This is a genomic window from Niastella vici (assembly GCF_002077945.1).
Lineage (GTDB): Bacteria > Bacteroidota > Bacteroidia > Chitinophagales > Chitinophagaceae > Niastella > Niastella vici.
This window is the reverse complement of the sequence record NZ_LVYD01000124.1, coordinates 251483-264116: the sequence shown is the minus strand read 5'-3', so window position 1 is coordinate 264116 and position 12634 is coordinate 251483. Positions and strand designations below refer to the sequence as shown.

General features: G+C 46.1%; 13 protein-coding genes. 6 read left to right on the top strand and 7 right to left on the bottom strand.

The window, feature by feature from the left end:
* The first annotated feature begins 93 nt into the window (after window positions 1-93).
* The 3 genes from A3860_RS38615 to A3860_RS38605 all read left to right on the top strand — a co-directional run bounded on the left by A3860_RS38615 (window position 94) and on the right by A3860_RS38605 (window position 2964).
* Complete coding sequence (locus tag A3860_RS38615; RefSeq protein ID WP_081155938.1) at window positions 94-1677, top strand: S26 family signal peptidase; 1584 nt, start codon at window positions 94-96, stop codon at window positions 1675-1677.
* Window positions 1678-1803: 126 nt separating this feature from the next.
* Entirely contained in the window at window positions 1804-2289 is a 486-nt protein-coding gene (locus A3860_RS38610; protein ID WP_081155937.1) for a cytidine deaminase, read from the top strand.
* Window positions 2290-2370: 81 nt separating this feature from the next.
* Window positions 2371-2964, top strand: a complete 594-nt coding sequence (locus tag A3860_RS38605; RefSeq protein WP_081155936.1) for a suppressor of fused domain protein — start codon at window positions 2371-2373, stop codon at window positions 2962-2964.
* Window positions 2965-2972: 8 nt separating this feature from the next.
* Here the strand turns inward: A3860_RS38605 and A3860_RS38600 are convergent, their stop codons facing one another.
* The 6 genes from A3860_RS38600 to A3860_RS38575 form a co-directional block, all read right to left on the bottom strand.
* Window positions 2973-4034: a flavin reductase family protein gene (locus tag A3860_RS38600; RefSeq protein WP_081155935.1), complete on the bottom strand. Its 1062-nt coding sequence runs from the start codon at window positions 4032-4034 to the stop codon at window positions 2973-2975.
* Window positions 4035-4036: 2 nt separating this feature from the next.
* Entirely contained in the window at window positions 4037-5038 is a 1002-nt protein-coding gene (locus A3860_RS38595; protein WP_081155934.1) for a YhdH/YhfP family quinone oxidoreductase, read from the bottom strand.
* A 94-nt stretch (window positions 5039-5132) separates the two neighbouring features.
* Entirely contained in the window at window positions 5133-5639 is a 507-nt protein-coding gene (locus A3860_RS38590; RefSeq protein WP_081155933.1) for an O-acetyl-ADP-ribose deacetylase, read from the bottom strand.
* An 87-nt stretch (window positions 5640-5726) separates the two neighbouring features.
* Complete coding sequence (locus A3860_RS38585; protein ID WP_081155932.1) at window positions 5727-6230, bottom strand: methylated-DNA--[protein]-cysteine S-methyltransferase; 504 nt, start codon at window positions 6228-6230, stop codon at window positions 5727-5729.
* Window positions 6231-6233: 3 nt separating this feature from the next.
* A complete protein-coding gene (locus A3860_RS38580) occupies window positions 6234-6872 on the bottom strand; it encodes a TMEM175 family protein (protein WP_081155931.1) in 639 nt (212 codons plus the stop codon).
* 19 nt (window positions 6873-6891) lie between these two features.
* Window positions 6892-7227: a tRNA-binding protein gene (locus A3860_RS38575; RefSeq protein WP_081155930.1), complete on the bottom strand. Its 336-nt coding sequence runs from the start codon at window positions 7225-7227 to the stop codon at window positions 6892-6894.
* A gap of 35 nt (window positions 7228-7262) precedes the next feature.
* On the opposite strand from A3860_RS38575, the gene A3860_RS38570 reads away from it, so the two are divergent.
* The 3 genes from A3860_RS38570 (at window position 7263) to A3860_RS38560 (ending at window position 11583) form a co-directional block, all read left to right on the top strand.
* Window positions 7263-7673 carry an OsmC family protein gene (locus A3860_RS38570; RefSeq protein ID WP_081155929.1) on the top strand — a complete coding sequence of 137 codons (411 nt, stop codon included), beginning with the start codon at window positions 7263-7265 and terminating at the stop codon, window positions 7671-7673.
* A 184-nt stretch (window positions 7674-7857) separates the two neighbouring features.
* The gene (locus A3860_RS38565; RefSeq protein ID WP_081155928.1) at window positions 7858-9276 is read left to right on the top strand and encodes a Gfo/Idh/MocA family protein; all 1419 of its coding nucleotides are present in this window, start codon (window positions 7858-7860) and stop codon (window positions 9274-9276) included.
* An 870-nt stretch (window positions 9277-10146) separates the two neighbouring features.
* Complete coding sequence (locus tag A3860_RS38560; protein ID WP_173820329.1) at window positions 10147-11583, top strand: Gfo/Idh/MocA family protein; 1437 nt, start codon at window positions 10147-10149, stop codon at window positions 11581-11583.
* A 74-nt stretch (window positions 11584-11657) separates the two neighbouring features.
* Here the strand turns inward: A3860_RS38560 and A3860_RS38555 are convergent, their stop codons facing one another.
* Window positions 11658-12548 (bottom strand): transglutaminase family protein, encoded by an 891-nt coding sequence (locus A3860_RS38555; RefSeq protein WP_081155926.1) that lies wholly within the window; start codon window positions 12546-12548, stop codon window positions 11658-11660.
* Between the last annotated feature and the right edge of the window lie 86 nt (window positions 12549-12634).

Below are 12634 nucleotides of genomic sequence, written 5' to 3'. Positions count from 1 at the left end.
ACATATTTTTTAGCAAAATGTTCGTTATTAGCCTGTTTCTGTGAGAATTAATATGGTATTTTTGCCCGGATTTTTTTATAAAACAGCCCCATAATGAGTTTACACGATCTGTTTATAATCATATTAATATCCTTATTGATTGTTGAATTGCCTGCCTTTGGGTTAGCAAAATTATTCGAAAAAGCCGGTATCCCTTCCTGGAAAGCCTGGGTGCCATTTTATAATATCTGGGAGATCTTAAAAGCCACCGGGTTAAAAAAACACTGGTTTTACTGGCAGTTTTTACCCGTAGCAGGCTGGTTCATAAGCATTTGGCTACTGGTTGAGTTTGTAAAACTGTTCGGCAAGTTCAGTTTTCTTGACCATGTGGGCGCAGCCCTGTTATCGGTGCTGTATTTTCCCTATATCGGCGCCGACAAAAAAGTGAAATTCCTGGGGCCCCAGGCGGTTAAAAATCATAAAAAAACAACCGTTCGCGAATGGATCGATGCCGGGGTGTTTGCCGTAGTGGCGGCTACCCTCATCCGCGTTTTTGTGTTTGAGGCCTATACCATTCCAACCGGTTCAATGGAAAAGACCCTGCTGGTGAATGATTTCCTGTTCGTTAGCAAGCTCACCTACGGTCCGCGCATCCCCAATACCCCGCTGGCCATTCCGTTCGTACACCATACTTTGCCTGTTTTCAATACAAAATCATACACCGAGATCATTCATTTGCCTTATACCCGCTGGTTTGCCAGCCCTGTAAAGCGCAATGATGTGGTGGTGTTCAACTTCCCGGCAGGCGATACGCTTACCAAGGAACTTGATTCGCAGGATCCCTATTACGATATTCTGCAAAGTGAGGAAATGCGGCAGTATCAGCAGTTGAAGGGACAAATTGCCAATGAAGCCGAACTGCAGGCCGTAAGCAAGCAAAAGGCCCGGGAAATTGTTTGGAGCGATTATACCATTATGACCCGCCCGGTTGATAAACGCGAGAATTACATTAAACGATGTGTGGCCATTGCAGGCGATACCATCCAGATCGTTGATGGCATTTTGTATGTAAACGGACAAAAAGCCTTTATTTCGCCCACTTCTGCAACCGATTATATGGTTACCACCGCCAGTAACAGAATATTGAATGATGATGAACTGCGCGAGGCCGGTATTCGTTTGAACAGCGATGAAAGAAACCCCGATTTCATTCAGTACGGCGCCAACAGCTACCAGATAAACCTGAGCGAGGCCGAAGCCGATATTCTGAGAAAGATGCCGGGCGTAACTGTTACCCGTAAGCTGGAAAATGTTGGCGACCCCCGCATTTTCCCACGCGATACAGCCGTGGTACTGTGGAGTGTCGATGAATTTGGCCCCTTGTGGATCCCCAAAAAAGGCGCTACCATTCAGCTGAACGTTAAAAACATAGCCTGTTATAAACGTGCCATTAAAGTGTACGAGAATAATGATTGGGAAGAACGCGACGGCAAGATCTTCATCAATGGTAAGGAAGCTACTTCCTATACATTTAAAATGAATTACTACTGGATGATGGGTGATAACCGCCATCGTTCGCAGGACAGCCGCTTTTGGGGTTTTGTACCGGAAGACCACGTGGTAGGTTCGGCCTGGTTGATCTGGATGAGTTGGGACCATGGTGTACGGTGGAACCGGATGTTCAAATCAATACATTAAGACATTTATTTACTATCTTTAAGAATCCTCTCCGCACTGCGCGGAGAGGATTTTTTGTCTGGTCATGATCCCATACACCGGTCAATCCGGGCGGGCATCTGGCTATAACACAATAAATATTTACAGATGAAAAAAGATGAATATTCATTTTCATTTGAGGTGTATGATTCCATCAATGAATTGAGCGAACAGGATGCCTGGCTGCTCAATGAGGCCCGGGAAGTAACGGAACTCGCCTATGCGCCTTATTCGCATTTTCATGTAGGAGCGGTGGCAAAGCTGGCCAATGGAGAAATTGTGGCCGGCAGCAACCAGGAAAATGCCTCTTTCCCGGTAGGATTGTGCGCCGAAAGGGTTTTGTTGGCTTCTGCATCTTCCTTGTATCCCAAAGTGCCTATTGAATCACTGGCCATCAGTTACCAGGCAGGTAATGGTGACAGTGATCATCCCATTTCGCCCTGCGGTATTTGCCGGCAATCGTTACAGGAATATGAAATGCGGGTAAAACATCCCATCCGGCTTATCCTGGGCGGTATGGAAGGAAAAGTATATGTAATACCCAGCGCAAGTTCATTGCTGCCATTGGCGTTTACCAGCGATGAGCTGAAATGAATAAGTTATTAAATTATTGAGTTATTGCCTGTATTAACTTATGAACTTAATAACTAACGAACTAATTAACTCTTCTTGCAAATGAGCCCTGGCCATACCAACTTACTCAAACAGCTCACCAAACATTTCGGCGATGCGCCTTCCTTATTATGGGATCCCAGCGAAGAGGCGCCATCTGTAGGTTGCGCTTATTTTCCGGCAGAAAAAACCGGCCGTCCCTGGGGCACCCTGGTCACTTATGGTATGAGCCTTGAACCAATGGTCATGGATGAGCGGGCAGAAGATACAGATACCCCGCGCGCTGAAATGATCGCCTATGTAAATGAAAATGAAACCCGGCTCGATGATCTTGCCAACTGGTTATGCTTCACCGGGGCTTTTCCCTCTTTGCAGGAACCGCCTACCTTCCTTGGATGGGGGCATACCATTCACATGGGCGAGCTGTTCCCAAATTCTTCTTTAACCACCTTGCTTACGCTCACTTCCATTGTTAAAGCAGATAATGAACCGGCATTTAAGGTAGATAATGAGGATGTTTCCTTTCTCTGGCTCACCTTTCTCACCGATGCGGAGTATGCCCTGAAAAAAGAGCATGGCGTGAATGCAATCCTCGACCTGTTCTCAGCATATAAACACCCCGTTACGCTTGACCGTTTCCGTAAAAGCTATGTGTAAGTCTTTATTCATATCTCCAGCTCCAGGTCCGATGCCGCATAGCCCGTACAGGTAAGTATCAGTTTGCCCTCCAGGTCGCCATCGGTAAGCACTTCATTATTGCTCATGGTCACCGATCCTTTACGGCAAATGGCGGCACAGGTAGCGCACCGGCCGGTATTGCAGCTATAGGGCAGGGTGATGCCCTGTTGTTGGGCCGATTGTAAAATAGTATTGGGCCAGGCAGTAGTAAATTGATGCGTTTCATTGGCATAATGCACCACCACGGTAAAGGCCGTTGATGGCATGGTGAACGCAGGTTTGCGCAGGGTTTCAATTACAAAATGTTCCTTCCGCAACTGGTCTTCATTATAACCCAGCACCCGTAAGGTGAACTGCACCATTCGCATAAAGGGTTCGGGTCCGCAGGTGTAGAATAGGGGTGAATGAGAAGCCGTCCTGAACTCAGCCGAAGGAGCCCTGCCGGCCGAATGGGTTACCAACTGTTCGAGCAACCAGTTATTCAATCGCGCCGGTTTGGTATCGGGGTCAACCGGGTTGCTCAACAGATCTATCCGGGTGAACCGGTGTGCATATTGTTTTGCCAGCTCCTGCAGGGCCTGGTGGTAAATGATGTGGCGTTCATCGTGGTTTTGATATATGAGCGTGATGTGGCTCTGCGGTTCATGGTACAATACTTTTTTCAGCAATGCCAGCACCGGTGTTATACCGCTTCCCGCTGCAATAAACCAGATATGCCGTTGTTGCGAAGGATCGGTATCAATGATAAACCGGCCGGCCGGTTGTAAACTGTTTACGCTGGTTCCCTTCTCCCAGGTGCGAAGAATGTGCCGCGAGATTTCGCCATTCTCTTTCTTCTTTACGGTAATGCCCAAATGTTTGTCGATACCCGGCGCGGTACAAATAGAGTAGGAGCGGCGTATTTCGTGCCCATGCTGGTTGAACAGGAAGGTAAGGCTTTGACCCGCATCCCAGCTAACCGGTTTTCCGGTTGCTTCTTCCAGCATATAGGTTACCGCATCAGGTGTTTCGCGTATCACCTGTATCACTTTCCATTGCAGTAATTCCATAGTTACAGGTTATTTAAGTTCACCACTATCCGGCCCATAACTTTTCCCTGCAAAATGCTGTCGATATAGGTAGTATTCAATTCTTCGAGGGTAACTTCTTTGGCAATGGCAGATAATTTATCTTTTATATTCCACTCGGTGGCCAGCTTTTCCCAAATAATAAGGCGTACAGCCATAGGCGTTCCGGCAGAACCTACGCCCAGCAAATTTATTCCGTTCAATATAAAGGGATACACGGTTGTATCGAGTTTGGGTGAGCTTACCAGTCCGGTGCTTACTATACAGCCTTCGGGCATACAGCCTTTTAATAAAGTGGCCAGCGTATTGCCGCCAACCGTATCAACAGCGCCTGCCCATTGGGGTTTCAGCAATGATTTTTGAGAAAGATCGTTCACGTAATCCCTGTTCTCTAACCGCGCGGCGCCCAGGTGGGTTACATACTCCAGGGCATTTGATTTACCGCTTACCGCTATCACTTCATAACCCGCTTTTGATAATATAGAGATGGCCATGCTGCCAACACCGCCGGTAGCTCCTGTTACTACAATGGGACCAGCATCGGGCTGCATTTTCATGAGCTCCATTTTATATACAGCATTGGCAGCGGTAAAACCGGCCGTGCCAATGATCATACATTCTTTCAATGAATAATTCCCGGGTTTTTTAACCACCCAGCTGGCTGGCACCCTTATATACTGGCCAAAGCCGCCACAGGTGTTCATGCCCAGGTCGTACCCTGTTACCAGTACTTCATCACCTACGGCAAACAGTTCGTTCCGGCTGATCTCTACCACGCCGGCGGCGTCAATGCCCGGTGTATGCGGAAACTTGCGGGTAATTCCTTTATTACCGGTTGCCGATAGCGCGTCTTTATAATTCAGGGAAGAATAATGCACCCTGATCACCATTTCGCCTTGCGGCAGATCATCGATGTACCTGTCTACAATATTCCGCTCAAAGGTTCCTGAATTTGTTTCTGTTACCCAAAGGGCTTTAAATGGCATATATATGATTTCTGATTTAGAGATTTAGAGATTTTGTGATTTGGGGATTTCTTCTAAATCTCGAAATCCCGAAATCTCAAAATCAGCAATTTCTTTATAATCGTTCTTTATACAAACTATAGTTCTCGTCATCAAAACAAACAAACAACACTTCAGTGAGATTATTATCGTTTGCCAGGAACCGTTGTACTTCCTGTATGGCAATGGACGCTGCATCGGGCTTTGGAAAATGATAAATGCCCGTGCTGATGTTGGGAAAGGCAATGGTCTTAATGCCATTGTCAACGGCCAGCTGTAAGGAATTACGATAGCAGTTGGCCAGCAGTTCCGGTTCGCCTTTCTGGCCGCCATTCCATACGGGGCCAACTGTATGGATCACCTTTTTGGCCGGTAATGCTCCGCCCGTGGTGATCACGGCTTCACCCGTTTCGCAACCGCCCTGCCGGGCCCTTATTTGCCGGCATTCTTCCAGTATGGCGGGGCCGCCTGCACGGTGAATAGCGCCATCGACACCGCCGCCACCCAGCAGGCTGCTATTGGCTGCGTTAACGATCGCGTCTACCTTCATTTTTGTTATATCTCCCTGTACTAATGTGATCATTATTGCTGATTTCTGGATTTAGTGATTTTGAGATTTCGGGATGGTATTCCAAAGTATAAATTTCAAAACCTATGCCGCTTGGTTCCGTCAAAAAAGCGTTTGCACGCCATGCGCAATTTTGTTCTCATGCTGCAGTAACCATTTTTTACGGGGCAATCCGCCGGCATAACCTACCAGTTGATTATTGGCGCCAATGACCCGGTGACAGGGCACAATAATAGCCACATTGTTCTTCCCATTGGCGGCTGCAGCTGCCCTTATCACTTTGGGATCGCCAAGGCGGTGCGACAGTTCCAGGTAACTGATGGTTTTACCAAATGGTATATTCATCAGTTCGGCCCAAACCTTTTGCTGAAAAGGCGTGCCTTCCTGCGATATGGGCAATTCAAAAAAACGGCGCTGTCCCTGAAAATACTCGATCAGCTGTTCAACCGCCTGTATGGCCATTGGTGGCAGCGAATTGGTATCGGTTCCAGCCGTGACTTCGTCCTGCTCATCAATGAAATGTACTTTACTGATGAAATGGCCCGTGCCTTCAATTTGCAGCAGGCCTACAGGCGATTGATAATATGTGGTGAATGATTCAGGCATTAGCTACACATATTTGGGTTTTTTAGGGGGAAATAAATACAGGAATGCCAGTATTATAGTAACAATTATAGCGGCGTTTGGATTAAAAAGCGAAATAATAATAGCCATAAAATAAGCGCAATTTGAAATAAAGTACAACCGGGTAAGATAGCGAATGTAAGCCGGCGACAACCGTTCATTCAGCAGGCGTTTTTTATGGCTTGCATATAACCAAAGGAGGAGCCACCCAACGGCCGGCAAAAAAATACCGATGGTATAAAAGGTGACTGCAGTTTGTTTTTGTTCGGGATGAGTAATGTAATCGCCCAGTACTGCGGTAGGAAAGGGCAGGAACGAAATGCACATCAGAAAAAATACATTCAATAAAATAAAAACATGATCGGTCTTTCTGAATAGCTTTAGCCAGTGATGATGATTGGCCCAAAAAATGCCAATGGTAAAGAAGCTAAAAACATAGGCCGCATATTTGGGCCAGCTCTTCAATAAAAGCTGTGTAAGGGACGCGTGTTCCAGTTCACTGTGCGCCGGTACTTTGATCTCTATAACAAGCAGGGTTATGGCTATGGCAAAAACCCCATCACTAAACGCTTCTACCCGTTGCATTGAATTTTCAGCGTCATGAAGCGGTTTGGGTATTTCCATATTGTTAAATTAAATATGATCAACCGATCTTCCAGCCGTTTTCAACGGGCCGGTCGGGTGTTAGTAAAACTACCTCTTTTTTATCAGTGTATACGCCCAGCACCAGGCATTCGCTGAAAAAATTAGCGATCTGTTTCGGTGGAAAATTTACTACAGCCACCACCTGTTTGCCAACCAGCGATCCCTTATCATACAAATGGGTTATTTGTGCTGATGATTTTTTAATACCCAATTCTCCGAAATCAATGGTAACTTGCCAGGCCGGGTTTTTGGCTTTGGGAAAATCATTAACTTCCGTGATCGTTCCGACCCGAATCTCTATTTTTGCGAAATCGTCCCATGTGATGTTGCTCATTGCTTATAATTTTTTCAAAAATAAATTACAACTAAATGAAACGTACAGCTACTGCCGTTTGGAACGGCTCAGGTAAAGATGGAAATGGAAATTTGACTACACAAAGCACTACATTAAACAAAACGCAGTATTCGTACAAATCAAGGTTTGAAGAAGGGGTTGGAACCAATCCTGAAGAGCTGATCGCCGCTGCACATGCCGGCTGTTTTGCGATGAAATTGAGTTTTGTGCTGGGCGGCGCCGGTTTTACACCCGATACGCTCGATGTAACTTCTACCGTTACACTCGAAGACGGCGCTATTAAAAGTTCGCACCTGGTGTTGAAAGCAAGCATTCCGGGTATCAGCGCCGATAAATTCAAGGAATGTGCTGATGACGCGAAAGCGAATTGCCCCGTGAGTAAGGTGTTGAATGCAGAGATCACATTAGATGCGTCACTCGTATAAGTAGGGAAAAGAAGTAAGAAATTTTGAGATTTAGGGATTTCGGGATTTTGAGATTTTTCGGAAAATTCAAATCTGGCGAAATCTCAAAATCTCTAAATCTCAAAATCAGAAATTGATCTCTTCAAAACGTTCTCATACAGATCCCTGTATCTTATTAAACTTTCATCCTGCTATAACTTGCCATATGCCCTCAAACAAACGCACCATCAACCGGCGTAACTTTATAAAGAATACCTCCCTGGCTGCCGGTAGCTTCTTTATTGTTCCCCGTCATGTACTGGGCCGTGGGTATACTGCCCCCAGCGATAAGCTCAATATTGCCGGCATAGGCGCTGGTGGCAAGGCCGAAGTGAACCTGCCTTTCGCGTACAACAATGGCGCTGAAAATATTGTGGCCCTTTGCGATGTTGACGACCGCATGGCTGTAAACGCCCGCAAAAGATGGCCCAATGCCCCGTATTACCGCGATTACCGCGAAATGCTGGAAAAGGAAAACAAGAACATAGATGCCGTTATTGTTACCACGCCCGATCATATGCACGCTGTACAGGCCATGGCCGCCATGCAGCTGGGCAAACATGTATATGTTGAAAAACCTTTAACACACGATATTTACGAAGCCCGGCTATTAACCCAGGCCGCTCAAAAATATAAAGTGGTTACGCAAATGGGTAATCAGGGCAGCAGCGGCGATGATACCCGCAATGTGGAAACCTGGATCCAGGCCGGCGTCATAGGTAAGGTACATACTGTACATGTATGGACCAACCGGCCCGTATGGCCGCAAGGCATTCCAACCCCCACCGGTAAATTCGATATTCCCGCCGAAGTTAGCTGGGACCTGTGGCTGGGCACAGCCCCGTTCCGCGATTTTAATCCGGCATATTTACCGGCCACCTGGCGTGGCTGGGTCGATTTTGGCTCGGGCTCGTTGGGCGATATGGGCTGTCATTTTATAGATGTGCCGTTCCGGGCGCTGAAGTTAGGGTACCCCGAATCGGTAGAATGTAGTGTGGGTTCGGTATACACTGGTTTTTTCAAAGAAGTGTTCTATACCGATAGCTATCCGCCTTCTTCCAGGATCAGTATCCGGTTTCCCGCACGCGATAAAATGCCGCCGGTAGAAATGATCTGGTACGATGGCGGCATAAAACCCGACCGGCCCGAAGAACTGTTGCCCGATGAACCTTTTGGTGAATGGGATGGCGGTATTTTGTTTGAAGGCACCAGGGGTAAGCTGATAGCCGGTTTATTTGGCCGCAAGCCCACTTTATTGCCCACACAAAAAATGAAAGACGCCAAACTGCCCCAATCAAAATTCCCGTTTGTTGAGAAGGGGTCAGAGGGGCACCAGACCCAATGGGTGCAGGCCTGCAAAAAAGGGTTCGGCACTTACACCAGTTCTTCTTTTGATATGGCTGGTCCGCTCACTGAAACCGTACTGATGGGCAATCTGGCTGTAAGAAGCTATAATATTAAAGTTGGTAATGATTTCCCCGGCCGCAAAAAGCTGTTATGGGATGGCGCCAATATGCGTATCACGAATTTTGAGGAAGCGAATGCGTTTGTGAAGCGGGAATACCGGAATGGTTGGAAACTTTGATGCAAATACTGTCAGCAGTAGTAAGAAATTTTGAGATTTAGGGATTTCGGGATTTTGAGATTTTTCGGAAAATTCGAAGCCAGGGAAATCACAAAATCTCTAAATCACAAAATCTCCAAATCTCAAAATCAATAAATGTGGTTATGCTTCTTACTTCTTTTTCGTATCTTTATATCACTTCATATAACCCGGTTCTTACCCGGGAATAACTCAGTTTTCCTTTTACCATTTCTTTTTTATTAACTACCTCAGGTTGGTACCTGGGCTACTCCTGCTTCGCTTTGGCTTCGCTCCGGCTTTTCCTGTTTCCTGTATATATATCGTACATGTCTCGTATATGTCCCGTATATGTTCCGTTCTTTTATAGGTACGGGATATCTATGGCATACCAGGGGAACACCTACATGAAACATAGGAAATGTTAGCAAAGCTGATACGAAGCAGGTATAATACCGGTACCAACAAGGGGTAAAGCTGCAGTAAATAATAAGGGAAGAATGGGGCGAAGTTGTTCAGCAGTTTTTAGCAAGCCAGTTCCAGCGGGATGCAACAATTATTTGAACTGGTTTTTTGTGCATCAAATGCTATACGCAAATTTAAACATATAAGCGGCCATGCCCAAAACTCACTGGCTAAAGAAAGTGATGTATGTAATAAAACACTCATGATTCACTAAGCAATCGTTTGCTTAAAAATTCACCCGCTTTGCAACACATTGCCTTTAAATTTCGTCTCCCATTTTGCAAAAATATTTTTGCAGTCAAACATCCAAAAATCATTTGGCGGATATAGAAAGATTAAAGTAACTTAATTTGCTAAATCGGTTTAAATCTATACTTTCAGGCTTCCAAAAACTCAATGCTTTTCTGTATGAAGAAGAACAAACAAAACAACCAGTCACGCCGGGACTTCCTTAAAAACACCTCTCTGGCAGCTGCCGGATTCTTCATTGTTCCGCGTCATGTACTGGGCAAAGGATACATTGCACCCAGTGATAAATTGAACATTGCCGGTATTGGAGTGGGTGGAAAAGGTACCAGCGATCTGGCTGAATTTGCCAAAAGCCCCAAAGTAAATATCGTTGCACTATGCGATGTTGACGATCGCCAGGCAGTGAAATCGCGTCAAAGCTTCCCCAAAGCCCCTTATTATAAGGACTTCCGCGAAATGCTCGACAAAGAAAAGAAAAATATTGATGCTGTTTCCGTTTCCACACCCGATAATACCCACGCCGTAGCGGCCATCTCGGCTATGCAGTTGGGTAAGCATGTGTACGTTCAAAAACCATTGACCCACGATATTTACGAAGCCCGCAAGCTTACCGAAGCGGCTAAACGCTACCAGGTAGTTACTCAAATGGGTAACCAGGGTGGTTCGGGCGATGGCGTTCGCAAAATGAAAGAGATGGTTGATGCGGGGCTCATCGGCCGCGTGCACACCGTGCATTGCTGGACGAACCGGCCCGTATGGCCACAGGGTGTTCCAACGCCTACCGGCCAGTTTGATATACCTGCCGAAGTGAACTGGGACCTCTGGATAGGGCCTGCAAAGAAGATCGATTATAACCCGGCTTACCTGCCATTTAACTGGCGCGGCTGGTGGGCATTTGGTACCGGCTCGCTGGGCGATATGGCCTGCCATATTATGGACCCGGTATTCCGCATACTGCCTATTGATTACCCTTCTTCGGTTGAATGCAGTGTGGCCACTGTTTATAAAAAAATGTGGGACGATACCATGAACCCCGATAGCTGTCCGCCCTCTTCTATCATGCACCTGGTTTATCCGCGTAAAGATGGGAAAGGGGAGATCAAGGTTAGCTGGCACGATGGTGGGTTGTTACCTGAACGCCCTTCCGAACTGTTGCCCGAAGAAGCCATGGGTAACTGGGATGGCGGCGTTATCATGGAAGGCACAAAAGGAAAGATCATGTGCGATTGTTATGGCGCCAACCCACGCTTGTTGCCAACAAAACTGATGACAGAAAAGAAAATGCCGAAGGAAACCATCAAACGTGTTCCTGAAGGTCACTATATTCAATGGGTAAACGCCTGTATGGAGGGTTATGGAAAAGGGGTTACCAGTTCGCCGTTCGAATATGCAGGTCCGTTCACAGAAAGCATTCTGATGGGTAACCTGGCCATTCGCAGCTTTATGATGAAGAACCCCAGTGCCGCCGGAGACAACAAATATCCTGGCAGAAAACGCCTGCTGTGGGATGCCCAGAATATGAAGATCACGAATTTTGATGAAGCCAACCAGTTTGTGAAGAGAGAATATCGTGAAGGTTGGGGATTGGGATTGTAAGTTTGTAAGTTTTAAGTTCACAGTTTAAAGTTCGGAATATAAAAACTTTAAACTGTGAACTTTGAACTATATAACTATTCTTCTGTCTTTGGCTTTTCGGTAATTAATTCTGCGAGTGCCAGCAATTCCTTTTGCTTGTAACTGTTCTTCTCATCGGTAAAGCACTTGCTGAATTCTTCCATCAAAAATTGTATCACCCGTTTGTTCGAGAGCTGTTTGAAGTAGCCGGCAGCCGGCGCTACATTAATGCGTTTGAAGTAATTCTCTACATCTTTATGCGTGAATACCTGTCCGCTCATGGGATCAATAAAGAACTCCGTTTTATACAACGGGTTCTCTACATGACGGGTAAAATCGTAATCGGTCTTAAAATAACCCAGCACAAACTGGTGCGGTATATTGATGGCACGAACCGGCACATCGAGCAGTTCGCACAGTATCAAATATAAAATACCATTGGCAATGGTATTGCCGCGTTTGCTTTCGAGTTGTTTGTTGATGAGGAACTCTTCGGTGTTCTGATAGCCGATCTCTGCGCCGCGTAAATTGAAATAATTATACAGTATGCTGGTGACCACATTTACCTGCTCCAACGGAGTGAGGTAGCTGTTGAGCTCGAGCCAGATGTTACGTCGTAATTTTTCAACTTCCTGGTACACCTGCGAGGCTACCAGGTCGGGGTATTGAAAGCGGGCCACCAGTAACGCACCGGTAAGCAGGTCCTGGTGTATATTGTTATTCCATTGCGTCAGTTCTTCCGTGAGGTCGCGGTAATGCAGCCGGTGAATTAACATTTCAATACGTTCCTGCACATCTTCGCTGATGGTATTCTCCCAAAGGTTTTCGAGATTGGGGATGATCCCTTTCCCGTAATTGATTATGCGCGTAGATACCACATTGAAGACCTCTTCATCGGGATCGTCAATCAAATGGAACAATGCCGATATTTCTTTGTTTTCTTCCATTACTCTTGTTACAGTTCTTGCCGTTTAGCCGGTATCAATATCGGAATCTTACAAAAGATATCAATAAAAATCTTATCCACAAAGTT